Annotated in this window: 16 protein-coding genes and 2 pseudogenes; 11 read left to right on the top strand and 7 right to left on the bottom strand. The window is 70.2% G+C overall.

What is annotated here, in order from left to right:
• Positions 1 to 608 (bottom strand): site-specific integrase (locus ACWDAK_RS37890; RefSeq protein ID WP_449806552.1); only part of this gene is annotated, 608 nt, incomplete at its 3' end.
• Between the two features lie 43 nt (positions 609 to 651).
• Here ACWDAK_RS37890 and ACWDAK_RS37885 point away from each other — a divergent pair.
• A pseudogene (locus ACWDAK_RS37885) lies at positions 652 to 786 on the top strand (sigma factor-like helix-turn-helix DNA-binding protein); the annotation flags it as partial.
• 12 nt (positions 787 to 798) lie between these two features.
• On the opposite strand, the gene ACWDAK_RS37880 reads toward ACWDAK_RS37885, so the two are convergent.
• On the bottom strand, positions 799 to 2,490 hold the full coding sequence (locus ACWDAK_RS37880; protein ID WP_427393516.1) for an acetolactate synthase large subunit: 1,692 nt from the start codon (positions 2,488 to 2,490) through the stop codon (positions 799 to 801).
• Positions 2,491 to 2,694: 204 nt separating this feature from the next.
• On the opposite strand from ACWDAK_RS37880, the gene ACWDAK_RS37875 reads away from it, so the two are divergent.
• Complete coding sequence (locus ACWDAK_RS37875) at positions 2,695 to 3,432, top strand: flavodoxin family protein (RefSeq protein WP_427393517.1); 738 nt, start codon at positions 2,695 to 2,697, stop codon at positions 3,430 to 3,432.
• A 276-nt stretch (positions 3,433 to 3,708) separates the two neighbouring features.
• On the opposite strand, the pseudogene ACWDAK_RS37870 reads toward ACWDAK_RS37875, so the two are convergent.
• Positions 3,709 to 3,804 (bottom strand): annotated as a pseudogene (locus tag ACWDAK_RS37870) (oxidoreductase); the annotation flags it as partial.
• A gap of 171 nt (positions 3,805 to 3,975) precedes the next feature.
• On the opposite strand from ACWDAK_RS37870, the gene ACWDAK_RS37865 reads away from it, so the two are divergent.
• The 6 genes from ACWDAK_RS37865 to ACWDAK_RS37840 all read left to right on the top strand — a co-directional run bounded on the left by ACWDAK_RS37865 (position 3,976) and on the right by ACWDAK_RS37840 (position 9,949).
• A complete protein-coding gene (locus ACWDAK_RS37865) occupies positions 3,976 to 4,533 on the top strand; it encodes a TetR/AcrR family transcriptional regulator (RefSeq protein WP_449806551.1) in 558 nt (185 codons plus the stop codon).
• Between the two features lie 8 nt (positions 4,534 to 4,541).
• Entirely contained in the window at positions 4,542 to 4,826 is a 285-nt protein-coding gene (locus ACWDAK_RS37860) for a YciI family protein (RefSeq protein WP_427393519.1), read from the top strand.
• Positions 4,823 to 5,449, top strand: a complete 627-nt coding sequence (locus tag ACWDAK_RS37855) for a DNA-3-methyladenine glycosylase I (protein WP_045305335.1) — start codon at positions 4,823 to 4,825, stop codon at positions 5,447 to 5,449. Before ACWDAK_RS37860 ends, ACWDAK_RS37855 begins: the two co-directional genes overlap by 4 nt.
• A 158-nt stretch (positions 5,450 to 5,607) precedes the next feature.
• Positions 5,608 to 7,149, top strand: coding sequence for a Na+/H+ antiporter (locus tag ACWDAK_RS37850; RefSeq protein ID WP_427393520.1), 1,542 nt, complete (start codon positions 5,608 to 5,610; stop codon positions 7,147 to 7,149).
• 28 nt (positions 7,150 to 7,177) lie between these two features.
• Complete coding sequence (locus ACWDAK_RS37845) at positions 7,178 to 8,446, top strand: PP2C family protein-serine/threonine phosphatase (RefSeq protein ID WP_427393521.1); 1,269 nt, start codon at positions 7,178 to 7,180, stop codon at positions 8,444 to 8,446.
• 411 nt (positions 8,447 to 8,857) lie between these two features.
• On the top strand, positions 8,858 to 9,949 hold the full coding sequence (locus ACWDAK_RS37840; RefSeq protein WP_427393522.1) for a PP2C family protein-serine/threonine phosphatase: 1,092 nt from the start codon (positions 8,858 to 8,860) through the stop codon (positions 9,947 to 9,949).
• Between the two features lie 322 nt (positions 9,950 to 10,271).
• Here the strand turns inward: ACWDAK_RS37840 and ACWDAK_RS37835 are convergent, their stop codons facing one another.
• Complete coding sequence (locus ACWDAK_RS37835) at positions 10,272 to 10,745, bottom strand: GtrA domain-containing protein (RefSeq protein ID WP_427393523.1); 474 nt, start codon at positions 10,743 to 10,745, stop codon at positions 10,272 to 10,274.
• Positions 10,746 to 10,948: 203 nt separating this feature from the next.
• Here ACWDAK_RS37835 and ACWDAK_RS37830 point away from each other — a divergent pair, with 203 nt between their 5' ends.
• The 3 genes from ACWDAK_RS37830 to ACWDAK_RS37820 are packed head-to-tail and all read left to right on the top strand — an operon-like array spanning position 10,949 to position 13,562.
• Complete coding sequence (locus ACWDAK_RS37830; RefSeq protein WP_427393524.1) at positions 10,949 to 12,382, top strand: molybdopterin-dependent oxidoreductase; 1,434 nt, start codon at positions 10,949 to 10,951, stop codon at positions 12,380 to 12,382.
• A gap of 2 nt (positions 12,383 to 12,384) precedes the next feature.
• The gene (locus ACWDAK_RS37825) at positions 12,385 to 12,885 is read left to right on the top strand and encodes a hypothetical protein (protein WP_427393525.1); all 501 of its coding nucleotides are present in this window, start codon (positions 12,385 to 12,387) and stop codon (positions 12,883 to 12,885) included.
• Entirely contained in the window at positions 12,882 to 13,562 is a 681-nt protein-coding gene (locus tag ACWDAK_RS37820; protein WP_427393526.1) for a class I SAM-dependent methyltransferase, read from the top strand. The genes ACWDAK_RS37825 and ACWDAK_RS37820 overlap by 4 nt, the downstream gene beginning before the upstream one ends.
• Before the next feature lie 94 nt (positions 13,563 to 13,656).
• On the opposite strand, the gene ACWDAK_RS37815 is transcribed toward ACWDAK_RS37820, so the two are convergent.
• The 3 genes from ACWDAK_RS37815 to ACWDAK_RS37805 all read right to left on the bottom strand — a co-directional run.
• On the bottom strand, positions 13,657 to 15,495 hold the full coding sequence (locus ACWDAK_RS37815; RefSeq protein WP_427393527.1) for a glycoside hydrolase family 15 protein: 1,839 nt from the start codon (positions 15,493 to 15,495) through the stop codon (positions 13,657 to 13,659).
• A gap of 224 nt (positions 15,496 to 15,719) precedes the next feature.
• Positions 15,720 to 16,487, bottom strand: coding sequence for an SDR family NAD(P)-dependent oxidoreductase (locus ACWDAK_RS37810; protein WP_427393528.1), 768 nt, complete (start codon positions 16,485 to 16,487; stop codon positions 15,720 to 15,722).
• A gap of 766 nt (positions 16,488 to 17,253) precedes the next feature.
• Positions 17,254 to 17,743 (bottom strand): tyrosine-type recombinase/integrase (locus ACWDAK_RS37805; RefSeq protein WP_449806550.1); only part of this gene is annotated, 490 nt, incomplete at its 5' end.

Genomic DNA, 17,743 nt, shown 5'->3' with positions numbered 1-17,743 from the left:
ATCTCGCCGCGGCGCATGCCGGTGCCGAGCATGACCTCGAACAGGTCGGTGAGCCGGTCGGCGTAGTGCTCCGTGTTGTGCCGCAGGAACGCCGCCGCTTGGTCCGGGGTCCAGCAGGTGCGCACGGCGGCGCGGGGCTTGGGCGGCACGGAGTGCTTGGCCGGGTTGTAGCGCAGCCGCCACGTCCGCACCGCGTGGTTCAGGGCGCCTCGCAGCATGGCCACCGCGTGGTGGACGGTGGTGCGGCCCCGGCCGGCGGCGAGCTGCGCGCTCACCCAGGCATCGATGTACTTGGGCCGCAGGTCGACGAGCAGCATGCCGCCGAACGCGGGGACCAGGTCGCGCTCGATGCACGCCCGATAGCCCGACCAGGTGTTCGGGGCCAGCGCCGGCCGCTTCGCCTCCAGCCACTCGTACAGGAACAGCCCGACGCGCAGCGTGCGGTCCTCGTACACACCCCGGTACTCGGCATCCAGCACCCGCGCCATCTCCCGGGCCGCCTCCGCCCGAGTAGAGAACCCGCCCCGCCGCCGGGTTCTGCGCTTGCCGTCCTCCGGCGCCAGGTCCACCGCGTACGTCCACCGGCCATGCGAAGTGTCGGCGGCCAACCGCGGACACCACGAACCCAACTGCTTCCCACTCCCGTCCTGGCACCCGCACCGCGAGATCGCCGAGATCCTCGACATCACCGAGTCCGCAAGCCAGCAGCACCTCCACCGGGCCCGCCGCCGCATCACCGCTGCGCGCCGCGGCGGCGGCGAAGTCGACCCGGCATCCGCCCGCAGGGCAGCACCCTTCTCAGAACGGGCCGTGGAGGCTGCCCAGTCTGTCGGTCAGGCGCAGGTTCTCGGAGTAGTCGACGGGGCAGGCGATCACGGAGACCGTGTCGTCGTCGAGGGCGCGGCGCAATGCGGGTAGCAGTTGGTCGGCGGTCTCGATGGCGTAGCCGCGTGCGCCGAAGCTCTCGGCGTAGGCGACCAGGTCGGGGTTGGTGAACCGGGTGTGGCTGTGGCGGCCGAGTTCGAGTTCCATCTTCCAGGTGATCAGGCCGTATTCCTCGTCCACCAGGACGAGGACGACCAGCGGAACGCGTTCGCGGACGGCGGTTTCCAGTTCCTGGGAGTTCATCAGGAACGAGCCGTCGCCCATCATCGCCAGGACTCGTTGGTCCGGCTGGGCGAGCTTGGCGGCGATGGCGCCGGGCAGCGCGAAACCCATGGTGGACAGGCCGTTGGAGACCAGGCAAGTGTCTGGTTCGTAGGTCGGGTAGAGGCGGGACATCCACATTTTCCCGGCCCCGGTGTCGGCGAGGACGATGTCGTGGCGGTCCAGGGCGGTGCGGACATCGTGCACCACGCGTTGCGGCACCAGGGGGAACGCGTCGTTGTCGCGTCCGTACTGGAGCTCTTCGTTGAGCAGTGTGCGGATCTTGGCGCTGTTTGCGGAGTCGTAGGTGAGTCCTTCGGGCAGTGCTGCCGTGAGTGCGTCCAGTGCTTGTGAGGGGTCTCCTTCGACGCCCACGGCGACCGGGTAGTGGGCGTCGACCTCGGCGGGGAAACGGTGCACGTGAACGATTCGCTTGTCGCCGTGCGGGTTGATCTTGGCGGGGTCGAACTCCTGGATCTCATACCCCACACAGACCAGCACGTCGGCGGTGTCGAAGCCGAAGTTGCCGTAGTCGTGGCGCATGAAGCCGACCGCACCGAGGGCGTTCGGGTGGTCGTCGGGGAAGACGCCCTTGCCGTGGAACGTGGTCGCGACCGGGAGGTTCAGCCGCTCGGCGAACCGCACCAGGGCGGCCGAGGCCCGGGCTCTGGCGGCGCCGTGGCCTGCCAGCACGACGGGGTGCCGAGCCGTGGCAAGCACCTCGGCCGCCCGCGCGATCTGGGTGGGCGAGGGCGCGTCGGCGCGCACCGCGTCGATCTGCAGGGGTGCAAGGGGCTCTGCGGGACGTTCGGCCTCGATGTCCTCCGGCACCGCCAGGAACACGGCACCGGGGCGCTCGCTCTGCGCGGTCTTGAACGCCTTTCGTGTCATCTCCGGCACCGCGTCCGGACACTCGATGTGGGCTGCCCACTGGGTGACCGGGGCGAACATCGACACCAGGTCGATGACCTGGTGCGACTCCTTGTGGATCCGGCGCAGCGACCCCTGCGCGGCCAGGGCCACCATCGGCGCGCTGTTGGTCGTGGCGTCCGCGGTGCCGAGCAGGAGATTGATCGCACCAGGTCCCAGCGTGGCCGAGCACACGCCGGCCCGGCCGGTCAGCCGCCCGTAGATCTCCGCCATGAACGAGGCGGCCTGCTCGTGGCGCACGAGGATGTACCGGATCCCGGAGCTGTTCAGCGCGTCGACGAAGCGGATGTTCTCCTCGCCGGGAATCCCGAAGACGTACTCCACCCCTTCGGCCCGCAGACACCGCACCAACAGATGCGCGACGTCCTCCACTGCTGCCGCGTCCAGCGACTGGCTCGCGACTTCGGTACCCATGAGACGAACGTAGGCAAGCCCGCCTGCCTCGGCCACTCATCAGCCGCCGACCGAGGTGGCCGGGCGGATACCGATGCCCCAAGCGTGCCGGGGCCGTTCGGCGGCGTCGGGGTGGCGGCGGCCGTGGGCTGCCCACACGATGGAGCCGGATGTGGACGTGCGCCGCCGAGCATCGTGCTGCGCAGAGGGCTCTGGGAGGATTGTGTGACCGCTTCGTCGCCCGCCACCGACGCACCGCCGGCCCGATACGACGATCTGCGCGCCCTAGTGATCAACTGCACCCTGAAGCGCTCGCCGGAGACGAGCAACACGCAGGGGCTGATCGACCGGAGCACCGCCATCCTGGACGCACAGGCAGTGCACGTCGATGTCGTACGGGCCGTGGACCACGACATCGCCACCGGGGTGTGGCCCGACATGACGGAGCACGGCTGGGAGACGGACGCCTGGCCGGACCTCTACCAGCAGGTCCTGGCGGCCGACATCCTCGTCCTGGCGGGACCCATCTGGCTCGGCGACAACAGTTCCGTGATGAAACGGGTGATCGAACGTCTCTACGCGTGCTCCAGCCTGCTCAACGACGAGGGGCAGTACGCCTATTACGGCCGTGTAGGCGGCTGCCTGATCACCGGCAACGAGGACGGCGTCAAGCACTGCGCCATGAACGTCCTCTACAGCCTCCAGCACCTGGGCTACACCATCCCGCCCCAGGCCGACGCCGGATGGATCGGCGAGGCGGGCCCCGGCCCCTCGTACCTCGATCCTGGCTCGGGCGGCCCGGAGAACGACTTCACCAACCGCAACACCACCTTCATGACCTGGAACCTGCTGCATCTGGCCCGGGTGCTGAAGGACCTCGGCGGCATCCCCGCCTACGGCAACCAGCGCACCGCCTGGGACGCAGGCTGTCGCCGCGACTACGAGAACCCCGAACACCGGTAGGGACACCAGCGGCAGGGGCAGCCGCTTCGGTTGGAAGCAGAGCCCCCGTCCCTGCGCCAGCCGCGGCAATCGCAGCCTGCGTGGGACTGCGCACGGTGCCCAGACAAGGCCCTGACGCCATCACCGCTCATGTGGCACGGAGGAGGGGAGGGGAAGCGGCGGGAGGGTACAGCTCTTTGATCAGGTCATTGTCGCGCCAGCGGCGGAAGAACCGGTACACGGCCCGCCACTTGGGGAAGTCGGCCGGCAGCCCTCCGGCTGCGCGCCCGCCCGCTTCGCGTCGGCGCGGTTGCGGGTCATCGGCGCCATCACCATCCGGTTGGCGAGCTTGAGGTCGCCCAGGGTGAACGGCTCGAACAAGTCGAGGGGCATGAGGAGCTCCAGTGTTCTGACACGAGCATCGTAGGACAGCTGTCCTAGAGAGCCGTCACGCCAGGTCGGCCGCGATGGGGATGTCAACGACTTGACGGTCTAGGACGAGCGACCTACGGTGAGCGTTCTAGGTCGGTTGTCCTACGACGCAAGGGGGGCAGCATGACTGCAGTGGCTACTCGTGAACAGATCGTGGCGGCGGCTGACCGGCTCTTCTACCACCACGGCTACGAGCACACCTCGTTCGCGGACATCGCCGGGGCCGTCGGACTGTCGCGGGGCAACTTCTACTACCACTTCAAGTCCAAGGACGCGATCTTGGACGCGGTGATAGAGGCCCGCCTGGACAACACCCGGCAAATGCTGGAGCAGTGGGAGTCCGAAGCCCCCACCCCGGCCGGCCGCGTCATGCGGTACGTCGAGATCGTGCTGACGAACCGCGCCGACATCCAGGACTACGGCTGCCCGGTGGGCACCTTGACCACGGAGCTGGCCAAGTTGGAGCACGCCATGCTCGGTCAGGCCGGCCGCCTGTTCACCCTGTTCCGCGGGTGGCTTCGCGAGCAGTTCGTGCTGCTCGGGCAAGCCGCGCAGGCCGACGAGCTGGCGATGCACGTGCTCGCCTTCAGCCAGGGCGTCGCCGTCATGGCCAACGCGTTCCGCGACGAGGCGTTCATCCGGCGGGAGGTCGACCGTATGCGCGAGTGGCTGAGCACCTACGAGAAATGAGAAAGCGCATGTTCGTGGTCCTGCTTCGGTTCTCCGACAACTCAGGCTCCGCCGGCCAGCACATGACCGGCCACCAGGAGTGGATCAAGCGCGGCCTGGACGACGGGGTCTTCCTGCTCGTCGGCAGCATCCAGCCGGGACTCGGCGGTGCAGTCCTCGCCCACAACACCTCGCGCGAGGAACTGCAGAAGAGGGTTGACGAGGACCCGTTCGTCGCCCAGGACGTCGTCACAGCGGAGATCATCGAGATCGCGCCGGGCATGGCGGACGAGCGGCTGGGCTTCCTGCTGTGACGCCGCTGTTCCTCGGCCCCGACGGCGCGCCACGCTGCTCGTGGAGCGGAGCTGCCCCAGAGTTCCTCGCCTACCACGACACCGAGTGGGGCTTTCCCGTCGGTGACGACCGGCGCCTGTTCGAGAAGCTGAGTCTGGAGGGCTTCCAGTCCGGGCTCAGCTGGCGCACGATCCTGGCCAAGCGAGAGAACTTCCGCGCCGCCTTCGCAGCCTTCGACATCCCCGCCGTCGCCCGATTCGACCAGCACGACGTCGGGCGCCTCCTGGGCGATGCGGGCATCGTCCGGCATCGCGGCAAGATCGAGGCGGTGATCAACAATGCCCGCCGGGCCGAGGAACTCATCGGGCGGGAGGGATCGCTGGCGGCGTTCGTCTGGCGCTACGAACCCGACGCACGCGACCTGGCCGAGCCGCAGACCGTGTCGACCTCCCCGGCCTCGGTCGCGCTGTCGAAGGACCTGCGCAAGCAGGGCTGGAAGTTCGTCGGGCCGACCACGGTGTTCGCGTTCATGCAGGCCATGGGGTTGATCAACGACCACGCCCGGGAATGCGCGATCAGGCCCGAGGTCCAGCGGATCCGTGAAGAATTCGACCGCCCGGGACGAGCCGGCACGATCAGTTGAACAGGAGACGCGCGTGCGCCACGCATTCGCCCTGCCGTGTGCCGCTAATGTTCCGATAAAATTACCGTCGGTGTGCCGGGAAGCCTGGTCGGCTCGGGGGGCGACTGCAGCGATCGGGCGTGCGGTGACCCCGCTCTTCGTGATGGGGTCTTCCGCAGGTGCGTGCCGTAGGGATCGTTCTCTTCCTGGTCGTTCTGGCTACCGCCGTGGCCACCTTCGCCCGGCGCTGGCGGGTGCCCGCCCCCTCGCTGCTGGTGCTGGCCGGGCTCGGGGTGGCGCTGATACCCGGGGTGCCCGCGCTGCACGTTCCGCCGCAGGTCATCGCCCTGGTGGTGCTGCCGCCGCTGCTGTACGCCTCTGCCGAGGAGCTGTCGCTGCGCGACCTGAAGGCGGTGTGGCGTCCAGTCGTCATCCTCTCCTTCGGTCTGGTCTTCGCCTCGGCGGCGGTCGGGTTCGCGGCGGTCGCGGTGACCGGCCTGCCGCCCGCGATGGCGTTCGTGCTCGGCGCGGTGCTGGCCAGCACCGACCCCGTGGCCGTCACGGCGCTCGGCCGCAGGCTCGCGCTGCCGGGCCGGGTGCAGGTACTGGTGCAGGCGGAGAGCCTGTTCAACGACGCCACCTCGCTGGTGCTGTTCAAGGTCGCCGTCGGCATCGCGGTGGCGGCCGGGGGCTCGGTCCGCCTGTGGTCGGCGGGCGGGGAGTTCCTGCTGCTCGGCGGTGGCGGGAGCCTGATCGGTGCGGCAGTTGCCGGCCTGGTGTGGCTGATCCGGCGGCGGACCACCGATCCGGTGCTGGAGACCGTGATCGCCCTAGTCACCCCGTACGCCGCGTACGTGCTGGCCGAGTCCGCGCACACCTCCGGCATCACCTCGGTCGTCGTCGCCGGCGTGCTGCTGGGCCGCTCCGGCCACCGCCTGAGCGACGCCCACATCCGCCTGCAGGTGCAGGCCGTGTACGCGGTGGTGGTGTTCGGGCTGGAGAGCGTCGTCTTCAGCATCGTCGGCCTGGAGCTGCCCACGCTGGTGCGGGGCCTGCCGAAGGGCAGCGGCTGGTGGCCGCTGCAGGCCCTCGCGCTGGCCCTGGTGCTGATCGCCGTCCGGGTGATCTGGACGCTGCCGTTGACCCGGGCGGTCAAGCCCAGCCGCGGCCGCTTGTCGTGGCGGGTGGCCGGAGTGGTCACCTGGGCCGGCACCCGCGGGGTGATGCCGCTGGCCGCCGCGCTGTCCATCCCCCTCGCCGCTAGTGGCGGCACCGCGCTGGCCGGGCGCCCGCTGATCCTGGTGCTGACCACGGCGGTCGTGGTGTTCACCCTGGTCGTGCAGGGGCTGACCCTGGCCGCAGTGGTCAACCGCTCCGGGCTGGCCCTGGAGCCCGAGCACACCGTCCGGGAGGAGGGCGGAGCCCGCGACGCCCTCAACCGGGCCGCGCTCGACCACGTGGAGCACCTCGCCAGCCTGGAAGCCATGCCGGAGACGGCCATCGACCGGGTGCGACGCGCTCTGACTGCCCGGCTCGACCGCACCGAGGACCCGGACGGCACCACGGCCGACGCCGCCTACCGGCAGCTGCGGCACGAGGTCATCGCCGTCCAGAACGCCGAACTGCACCGCCTGTACGACGAGCACCTCATCAGCGACACCACCCGCCGCAGCCTCCAACACGACCTCGACCGCGAGGAAGCCGCCCTCGGCAACCGGTGATCGAACGGCGGCCGTACCCGGCGCGATCATGTCTGACGTGAGAGCGGTCGGAATCGGTGTGAGACTGGGCGTGGAAGGGGTGACCCCCGTGTCGGACCCACCGCTCGCGTCCGCCGGTCCCGATGCCGTCGTCGATGAGATTCGGCTGGAAGAGCTGATCATCGAGGCGCAGATGGCGCTGCCGTTCGAACTGCCCGCCCTGGCGAACCGGTGCGCCGCGGCTCTCGGCCTGGACAGCGCGCTGATCTACCTCGCCGACTTGCAGCAACGGCTGCTCATTCCACTCGGCGAGGCGTTGGAGCCGCTGCCGGTGGACCGCTCGCCGGCCGGCTGGGCGTACCGCACGGTCTCCTCGCGGGTGGTCGACGCCGGCGACGGCGTGATCGTGTGGATGCCGCTGGTCGACGCTGGGGAGCGGCTGGGCGTGCTGGCGGTGGGGACCGCCGCGCTCGACGGGGTGCGGATGCGCCGCAGCCGGATGCTGGCCCATCTGTTCGCCATGCTGATCACCTCGAAGCGCACCTACAGCGACTGGCTCGTCGCTCGCACCCGCACGGCGGTCATGGGGTTGCCCGCCGAGATGCTGCGGGCCTTCCTGCCGCCTGGCACGGTCGGCAGCAGGAGGTGCGTCTCGACCGCGGTCCTGGAACCGGCGTACGACGTCGCCGGCGACGCCTTTGACCACTCGGTGGTCAAGGACGTGCTGCACACGATGATCCTCGACTCCGTGGGTCACGATCTGACCTCCGGCCTGACCACGTTGCTCGCCATGGCGGCGGCACGGAACGCTCGCCGCGGCGGTGGCGACCTGGCCGACGTCGTCGGCTCCGTCGACCAGGCGCTCGCCCGGCGGCTGCCCGACCATTTCTCCACCGGGGTGCTGTGCCGGCTCGACGCGAGGACCGGGGTGCTGCACTGGGTCAACTGCGGTCACCCACCGCCGCTGCTGATCCGTGCCGAGCGGGTGCTCCACGGAGCGCTGGACAGCCCCCCGCAGCCCCCGCTCGGTCTGGTCGGCCACCTCGCTCCGGAAGCCCGGCAGGTCCACGAGACGACACTGGAACCGGGCGACCGCGTCCTGCTCTACACCGACGGCGTCGTGGAGGCCCGTGACACGGACGGTGCGGAGTTCGGCCTCGACCAGTTCACCGACTTCATCATCCGCTCCTCCGCCGCCGACGAGCGCCCGGCCGAGGTGCTGCGGCTGCTCATCCACGCCATCCTCGATCACCAGCGCAATCACGTGCGGGACGACGCGGCCATCCTGCTCTTCGAATGGCGCCCGCAGAACCGGTGACGCGGTACTGCGCCGAGATGGCGTTGTGCGGTGTGGCGCCGTCCTCGATGAGGCCGAGGACGAACGTGGGGGTCTCATCGGGGGATGGTCGATGGCGGCATCTTCTCGCTGCTCGGGTCTACCGTGCAGGTCGCAGGCGCCGGCGCCTACTTCTCCGTTGTCGTCGGCGGCTCTGATGGGCTGGTTGTACGCGCGACTGTCAGTGACGGTCCGCAGTCGCGGAGGCACCGCCGCGTTCCTCGACCACGCATTCAGCTGCTGGGCCGCCGGGCCGTGGTGCAGGGGCTGACAGCACCTCGGTGGCGTCACCGATGTCAGGCGCGTGCCGGCCCCCTCGGAAACGCTGTCGCGGGGGAGCCGACAGCGATTGACCCTGGAGAGAGGGAGAGTTCGACTAGGGAGGGCAGTTCGGTGTCTGCTGTCTTCAACGGGGGAGCATGGCGTTCGCCACCGCTCCTGCCCAGCTGGTCACGCAGGCTCACTTTCGTCGGCTACGCGTTGGTCACGATGGCCGTGCTGGCCGATGTCGCGACGGGGCCCGATGTCACCTTCTCCCCGGTCCTGGCCGCTGTGCCGGTGGTGGCGGGCGCGGGTACTCGCCGGGCCACGATCCCACTGGCGGCCGGGACGGTCGCCAGTGTCATCGTTGCCGGTCTGGCACTTTACGACAGCGAAGTTCCTCTGGTCGTCCACGTGACCGCTGCGGCCACGGTGATCGCGATCACCTTCTTCAGCTGCGCCAATGTCATCGTGGTGGCGACCCAGGAGCGGGAGCTGGCCAGGGTGCGCACGGTCGCTGAGGCGGCGCAGCGGGCGTTGCTGCGCCTGGTGCCCCGGCGGGTGGGGCCGCTGGTGGTCGCGGTGCGTTATGTGGCGGCGGAGGCCGAGGCGCGGATCGGTGGGGATCTGTACGAGGTGATGCGTACTCCGTACGGGGTGCGGCTGTTGCTGGGTGACGTGTGCGGCAAGGGTCTGGGCGCGGTGGAGACCGCTGCCGACGTGCTCGGGGTGTTCCGTGAGGCTGCCCGGGCCGAGCCGGATCTGGCGGAGGTCGCCAGGCGGCTGGACTCGGCGCTCGCCCGTCGGCCGGCGAGCGAGGAGTTCGTCACGGCGGTGCTGGTCGGCGTCCCCGATGCGCCGGGACCGGCGGTCGTGGTCAACTGCGGGCACCCGCCGCCGTTGCTGTGCCACGCCGGTGAGGTCAGCGAGGTGGAGCCGCCCGTCGACGCACCGCCGCTTGCCCTGCTCGACCTGGTCGGCGGGACCTATCACGCCCGGTCGCTCATCTTCGAACGCGGCGACCTCCTTTTGCTCTACACGGATGGCGTGGCCGAGGCCCGGGACACGGCCGACCAGTTCTATCCGCTCGCCCAACGCCTGGCGGCGATGCCACACGGGGAACCGGACTCCCTGCTGGACGATCTCCTCGTAGACGTGCGGGCCTACGTCGGTTGTGGCCTGACCGACGATGCGGCCCTGCTCGCCGTCCGCCGAGAGCGGTGAAGCCGTCCTGGGAAGAGGACGGAGCAACGGTAGCGGCGACCGGCGGGGTGGCGAAGATGCCCGGAGGACGGAAGGGGGTGGTGGAACAGCCCGATGTGCAGGTCGGGCCGGGCCGCGCGCAGGAGGCAAGGGACCAGCCAGACGTTGTAGTCGTGCAGTCAGACGGTCGCACCGGGAGCACGCTGCGCACGCTGCCCCATGAGCTTCCCCGCTCTCGGACTGGGTGATCCCCGGGTCCAAAATTCGCCGACTGGCCGAGCGCGCCGGCAAAGCGTGCGAGGCGGGGCGCGAAGCACGGAGGTGCTGGCCGGAGACGACACGCTCAAGACGACACGCAGCCTTGAAGATCACACTCTGTGGGCCATCGGTGGCGGCCTTTGAAGACGATCATCCGCAGGACGGTGAAGCGCACCACGGTCACCAGGGCGAAGCTCGGTGCGAGGACCAGGGTCTCCGCCGCTGGTGAGGCGGTGGGCCGGTAGTGCCGGAAGTGCAGACCGGCGCCTGAGGTGACCACGTACGCCAGGACGAACAGGCCACTTGCGGCCAGATGCGCTTGGAGGGCCCGGACCGCGGATCCGTGAAAGGGCAGCCGGCAGTTGGCTTCCGTGTTGAGGACGGTGACGACGAGAAGGGAGGCGAGGTTGGCCAGGATGGGCGGTGGCCAGTGGCGCAGAACCCAGTACGGCAGGGACTGGGCCACTGTGGAGGCGACGCCGATCACGGCGAACCAGAACACTTTCCTGGTCAGCGCGGTGCGGGCGCCGTGCGCTGAGGCGTCGCACCCCACCAGCATGAGGCCACCGTGCGGGGATCCGTCGAGTCGTGCGGAGCGCCGGTTCGGCCGTCCGGCTGGTGACGGACACCCGCATGTACGCCAGCGGCGGAAGGCCGACCCGGTCTGTGCCAGTTTGTAGCTGACGACTTGGCAGGCACTGGCGGCACGACGGGGTTCGATCCGCCGTCTGAGAGCCGGCCCGGGGACGGCGGAGGCAACCGATGGACAGTGGCGGACGGCCACCGGCCCCGGGCTCCGGCGGCCCGCAACGCCCGAGATCGGACGAGAAGCACGCGCCGCGGCGCCTCGAACGCGTTCGCGCCGCCGTGGCGGCGCGGGCCGCCGGGGCGGCCGCCCGTACCCGGGCCCTCGCGCGGCGGGTCGAGCAGATTCCTCCGCCCCCGGGGCCGTTCCGGCCCGGCTTCTGGCGCAGTCCGATCCGCGGGCCCTGGCTGACCTCCGTGTTCGGTCTGGTGCTACTGATCGGCATCCCGCTGCTCTTCGTGACCGGCGCCCTGTCCTACGCCGCCTACAACCCCGGCCTCGGCGTACTCAACGACCAGACCCCGGACAAGGGCCTGCTGGGCTTCTACCTCTTCGACTGGCCCACACATCCCTCCTGGCTGTACCGGTTGACCCAGGGGGTGCACGTGACGCTCGGCGTGGTCCTCGTCCCCGTGCTGCTGGCCAAACTGTGGTCGGTGATCCCGAAGCTGTTCGAATGGCCGCCGGCCCGCAGCGCCGCCCACGCGCTGGAACGGCTGTCGCTGCTGGCGCTGGTCGGCGGGGTCGTCTTCGAATTCGTCACCGGCATCCTCAACATCCAGCTCTACTACGTCTTCCCCGGCTCCTTCTACACCCTCCACTTCTACGGCGCCTGGGTGTTCATCGCGGCCTTCGTCGTCCACGTGTGCCTCAAGCTCGGCCGGATGACCCGCGCCCTGCGCTCCCGCGGCCCGGTCGCCGAACTGCGCACCGACCTCGCCCACACCCGGCCCGAGCCACCCGACCCCGACGGCCTGGTGCCGACCGCCCCCGCGCCGCCGACGATGACCCGCCGCGGAGCGGTGGGCATGGTGGGGGCGGGCTCCCTGCTGCTTCTCGTGGTGACCGCCGGACAGAGCATCGGCGGTTGGCTGCGCGGCACGGCCCTGCTCGCGCCGCACAACCGCGACCCGGGCAGCGGCCCGAACGGCTTCCAGATCAACAAGACGGCGGCGTCCGTCGGCATCGATCCGGCGCATGTCGGCCCGGACTGGCGGCTGGAGGTCCACGGCCCTGGCCTGGCTCTGGTCTTCACCCGTGAGCAACTGCTCGCGATGCGGCAGCGGACGGCCTCGCTGCCGATCGCCTGCGTGGAGGGATGGTCCACTCCCGACCAGCACTGGAGCGGCCTGCGGCTGGCCGACCTGGCCGCCCTGGCGGGCATGTCGGACGCCGCGAGCGTCCTGGTGGAGTCCGTCCAACCACCCGGCCCCTACAGCTCGGTGGTACTGCGGGGCAACCAGATCCACGACCCCCGATCACTGCTCGCCCTGCGCGTCAACGGCGCGGACCTCTCACTCGACCACGGCTACCCGGCCCGCATCATCGTCCCGGCCAACCCCGGCGTGAACAACACCAAGTGGGTGCACCGACTCACCTTCAGGACCTGACCATGGCACGCTTCGTCCGCTGGTACGGCTCCGGGCCCCTCCACCTCCTCGTCCTGATCTGCTCCTTCGCCCTCACCGGCTACGCCCTGGTGCGCCTGGTCGCCATCCGGCCGCTCGACGTCGCGATCTGGTTCGTCGGCGCGGTGGTCCTCCACGACCTGATCCTGCTGCCCCTGTACTCGCTCGCGGACCTCTCGGCCCAGTCCGTGCTGCGCCACCGCCCGGAACGCACTCCCGCGGTGCCGTGGATCAACTATCTGCGCGTGCCCGCCTTCCTGTCCGGTGTTCTGCTGCTCGTGTGGTTTCCCCTGATCCTCAATCTGTCGATCCCCTACCAGGGCGACACGCGGCTGCCGGAAGACGTCTACCTCGGCCGATGGCTGGCGATCACCGCCGTGCTGTTCGGCGCGGCAGCGATCGCCTTCGCCCTCAAGCTCCGCCGCGTCCGGCGGGCCGCCCGAGTAGACGAGGAACGTCCCGCACCAGGTCACGACGCACCGTGACGACCGACGAGGAAGCGCCGTCCCACGCCGGCGCAGACCCCTACGCGCACGTCCTGCGCAGCGGCCACGGACCGGTGTACCTACGGCTGACGGACGGGCGCCGGATCCGGATGCCGGTGCATCGCTGGTACGCGCAACCCACCGTGGCCGACGAATCCGTGCTCAACCGCTGCGTCGGCCCCGTTCTCGACGTCGGCTGCGGACCGGGCCGGCTCTGCAGAGCACTCCTGGGCCGCGGATTCCCCGCACTCGGCGTCGATGTGGCTCCCCGCGCGGTGGCCCATACCGTCGCTCTCGGCGGGAGAGCACTGTGCCGATCGGTGTTCGACCGGCTACCGGCCGAGGGCGGCTGGCAGACCGTCCTGCTCATCGACGGCAACATCGGTATCGGCGGCGACCCGCATGCCCTGCTGCGCCGATGTGTCCAGCTCGTCAGCCCGACGGGTGTTCTCCTCGTCGAGGTCGGTCCGTATGACGTCGAGGAGCTCTGCACCGCCTGGTTCGAAAACGTCCACGGCCACAGGGGGCCGTTGTTTCCCTGGGCGCGGCTGGGGGCGCCGGCGCTCCGCAGGATCGCCCGGGACTTGGCCCTCGGCGTCACCGACCAGTGGCGGAGCGGCCGCCGATGCTTCCTCGCCCTCGGCCGCCAGGGCCCATCCTCGGGTCATCCATGCTGAGGCCGGCTGACGGCGCGGCACAGGATACGACGGGCGGTGCCACGGGGCCGTCCCGCCCGGTCAGGGCAACCGACGGCGGCCGGGACAGGGGCCGTCAACCGGTCGATCGAGGCTGCATGTGTGTGGGTTGCCCCTCGGCATCGCGGATGGCGCGGGCGGCGTTGATCAGGCCGATGTGGCTGAAGGCTTGTGGGAAGTTGCCGAGGGCCTCCCCTGTGGTGGAGTCGGTCTCCTCGGCCAGCAGCCCGACGTCGTTGGCATGCGCGAGGGCGGTCTGGAAGACGTGCCGTGCGCGGGTGGTGTCGCCGGTGAGGGCGAGGGCATGGGCAAGCCAGAAGGTGCACAGCAGGAAGGCGCCTTCGTCTTCCGGCAGCTCGTCGCTGAGGTAGCGGCGGACCAGGCCGTCGCGGTCGGTCAGGTGGGTGGCGATGGCCAGCACGGTGGACCGGACGCGGGGGTCGTCGGGCGGCAGGAAGCCGACGATGGGCAGCATCAGCGTCGAGGCGTCGAGTTCCTCACTGCCGAATGCCTGGGTGAAGGCGCCCAGGCGGGGACTCCAGCCGCGCTCTTCGATGGCTTCGCGGATCCGGTCGCGCTCGTGCCGCCAGGGGGGTACGCGGGCTTCGGCCTGGAGGGTGGGTGCCATGGCGATGGCACGGTCCAGGGCGACCCAGCACATCAGTTTCGAGTGCAGGAAGTGTCTGCTGGGCCCGCGTCGCTCCCAGATGCCCTGATCCGGTTGGGACCACCGCTGGGCGGCTGTCTGTGCCGCCTGGACCAGGAGGGTGCGGGTGACTGGGTCCAGATGTTCGCCGGGCGGGAGGGTCTCGTGGGCGGCGTCGAGGAGTTCGCCGTAGACGTCGAGTTGACGTTGGCGCCACGCGTCGTTGCCGCTCCGAACGGGGCTGCTGTTCCGCCAGCCGGTCAGGTGGGGCAGGAGCCGCTCGCTGAGATCGCGTTCCCCTCCGATGCCGTACATGATCTGCAGGTCGACGCCGCGGTCGAGCTGGTTCACCGCGGCCTGGGCGAGGAAGTCGAAGAACTTCTCCTTCTCCTTGTGGCAGGCGGCCGTGGCCAGTGCCTGAAGGGTGAAGCTCGCGTCGCGGACCCAGGTGTACCGGTAGTCCCAGTTGCGGGTTCCGCCCACTCGCTCGGGCAGGGAGGTGGTGGCCGCCGCGACGATGGCGCCGGTCGGCGCGAAGGTCAGGGCGCGTAGCACCCGTCCGCTGTGGCCCACCTCGTCCTGCCAGGGGCCGGCATACGCGCGGTGGAGCCGCGACCACGAGCGCCAGCCGTTGATGGTGTCGCCGAGGCGGCGTCGGATGCGCCCGGCACGCCAGCGCATCGGCTCGCGCTCCCAGGCCGGCTCGACGTGCAGGGCGAATCCCAGGCGCTGCCCTGCCCGCAGCGGGATCCGGCCGTGCGCCGTGGAGCCGCTCACCCGCAAGTCCACGGGGCTCGACAGGAGCAGGATGTGGGCGCCCCCGTGCGCGGCGAGTCCGCCCCGCAGGGGTGTCAGGAGCGGGTGGACGAGTCCGAACTCCGGGCGCGGCGCGTAGGCGATCTCGATGGTCACCTGTCCTTCGGTGCAGGTGATCTGTCGCAGGAGCACTCCCGGGGAGGCGCTGCCGAGTGCGTGGCCGCGTTCGCGCCGTCCCAGGGCGAGGGCGTCGCGAAGCACCGCCGTGCCGTCGGCCGTGCGGAAGGTCGTTTCCAGGACGAGGGTGTCTTCGAGGTGGCGGCGGCTGGTGTCGGCAGGTTCGGTGGGGCGGATGGACCAGTGGCCGGCGCTCTCGTCGAGGAGGCGGGCGAAGATCGCCGGGCTGTCGAACCGGGGAAGGCACAGCCAGTCCACTGAGCCGTCGGAGGTGACCAGGGCGGCCGAACGGCAGTCGGAGAGTAGGGCGTGGTCACCGATCGGTCGTGCGCTCATTCGTCGCATCCCGTCCATCTCGGGCCGGGCGAGGCGGTCCGGCGGGGACGACGTGAGGATCGCTCGCCCGCGCCGCAGGTGGCTTCAGATAGCTGAGGAGCATTGATCCCAAAGTCTCCGTTCACAGCGGATTCGCCCGACGTCATGCCTTGGCTGTAGGAGGAGCTAGGAGCGGCCGTCCGTGCCCCTGATGGCCGCAGGCACGCCGTGGCCGGTCTCGCGGTTCACGAGCTCGGGAACAGGGGACCGCCCGCCATCAGGCCGCCGTCGACCAGGAGGATGTGCCCGGTGACGTAGCTCGTCTTGTCCGACCCCAGGAATTGGACGGCCTGGGCGATCTCCTCCGGGGTGCCCGGCCGGTGCATGGGCAGCACCGAATCGACCGCTTCACGCGCCGTGTCGTCGCCGGTGAACCGCTCGTACATGGGGGTCCGGGTGTAGCCTGGCGCGACCGCGTTGACCCGGATGCCGTGAGCGGCGCCTTCGAGTGCGGCCGCCTTGGTGATGCCGACGACGGCGTGCTTGCTCCCGACGTACAACGTCGCCCCGGGGTAGCCCATCAGGCCGAAGGTGGAGCTGACGTTGACGATGCTGCCGCCGCCCTGTTCCCTCATGACCCGGAACTCGTGCTTCAGGCACAGCAGCGTTCCCTTGACGTTGGTGTCGAAGGTGGCCTGGTAACGCTCGTCGGTCACTTCGGTGACGGGGCTGGGTGTTCCCTCGGTGCCGGCGTTGTTGAAGGCGACGTCGATCCGCCCGAACCGCGCGACGGCGCGGTCGACGAGGTCCTTCACATCGGCGTCGAAACGGACGTCGGCACGCATGAACTCGACCGGGGCGCCGAGGTCGGACAGTTCCCTGGCGAACTGCTCACCCACGTCCTCGTGGCGGCCGGAGACCACGAGGTTCGCGCCCTGACGGGCGTAAGCCAAGGCGGTGGCGCGGCCGATACCGGTGAGTGCGCCCGTGATGAGGACGACGGGATCAGACACGTCGACCATCCCTTCCTGTAACCGCACAAGTGAACGACGGGTACGCGACTGGAACCCGTACGACACCGGGTTCCTCTTCGGGCAGGGGCGTATCCCCCAGTACCCCTGCAAGGAAGGTGTCCCAGCCGGACGACCGCCGTATCGGACCCGACCGCCGCATCCACCGAACGGCGGCACGTGATGGCCCGTATGGCCCGCGGACGACGGCCTGGACAGACAACCCGAAGGCGGCCATAGACCCACCGACGGAGAGGGGGCCGAGGGCACTCGTGCCGGCGGCTCGGAAGCGGCCGATCAGCAGCCGGATACGAAGGCCTGAGGTAGCAAGCCGAACCGGCTCGCTCACGTTGCCCGCTGAGCGTCGTTACCGGCGGGATCCGCCTGCGTGGCGGTCGCCTTCCAGGGCGGCCGAGGATCGCAATGCCTTGACATGCTCGGTCATCTCGACCAGCCGGGCGAGTGGCGGTCACCCTCCGGGACGACTGAGGATCGCAACCTGGACCCGACCTGGAACCGATCCGTGCTGATCTGGGTGGCGGTCGCCCACTGGGGCGGCCGAGGATCGCAACCACCACCGCGGGCACGGCGGCGCGCACACCGCGTCGTGGCGGTCGCTTTTCAGGGCGGCCGAGGATCGCAACACCCTCGCCGAACTCGGCGCCGACGTCGCCGCCGTGTGGCGGCCGCCTTTCCAGGCGACCGAGGGCCGCAACGGGTCCAGCACAGCGTAGGCGCTGGTCTCCGGTGGCCCTCTCGACGGCCAGACCTACGCGGCCAGGCATGCGTTCGGGATGACCGTGGGGGTGCTGTCTGCGTGGAGGGCGTCTGCGTGGTCGAGGGCTTTGGCCAGGGCGAGGACGGCTTCGTCGGCGGAGTTCTTGAGGAGGTGGCCGTAGAGGTCGGCGGTGATGGCAAGGTGGGAGTGGCGCAGGGTCTTGGAGACGACGGCGAGGGGGATGCCGGCGGCGATCATGATGCTGGCGGCGGTGTGGCGCAGGTCGTGCAGGCCGATCTTGGGCAGGTCGAGTTCGGCGGTGCGTTTGCGGAGTTGGTCGAGGACCCACTGGGGGCGTAGTGGGTCGCCGTCGGGGCGGGTGAAGACGAGGCCTTTCAGGCGGCCGTCGGGGCGGGCGGCCATCTGGAGGGCGGCTTGGCGGTGGAGGGCGGCCATGGCTCTGGGGGAGAGGCTGATCCAGGCGCGGCTGGCTTCGGTTTTGGGTTCGCCGAGGTGGATCTTCCCGTTGTTCACGGCCGTC

Source organism: Kitasatospora sp. NPDC001175, assembly GCF_053598215.1.
Note: the sequence above shows the minus strand (reverse complement) of the source record. Positions and strands in the feature narration are given on the sequence as shown.

Coding starts and splice junctions, on each gene's coding strand:
- ACWDAK_RS37880 (WP_427393516.1), bottom strand. CDS start 2,490: ATGGGTACCGAAGTCGCGAGCCAGTCGCTGGACGCGGCAGCAGTGGAG.
- ACWDAK_RS37860 (WP_427393519.1), top strand. CDS start 4,542: ATGTTCGTGGTCCTGCTTCGGTTCTCCGACAACTCAGGCTCCGCCGGC.
- ACWDAK_RS37845 (WP_427393521.1), top strand. CDS start 7,178: ATGTCTGACGTGAGAGCGGTCGGAATCGGTGTGAGACTGGGCGTGGAA.
- ACWDAK_RS37835 (WP_427393523.1), bottom strand. CDS start 10,745: ATGCTGGTGGGGTGCGACGCCTCAGCGCACGGCGCCCGCACCGCGCTG.
- ACWDAK_RS37830 (WP_427393524.1), top strand. CDS start 10,949: ATGGACAGTGGCGGACGGCCACCGGCCCCGGGCTCCGGCGGCCCGCAA.
- ACWDAK_RS37825 (WP_427393525.1), top strand. CDS start 12,385: ATGGCACGCTTCGTCCGCTGGTACGGCTCCGGGCCCCTCCACCTCCTC.
- ACWDAK_RS37815 (WP_427393527.1), bottom strand. CDS start 15,495: ATGAGCGCACGACCGATCGGTGACCACGCCCTACTCTCCGACTGCCGT.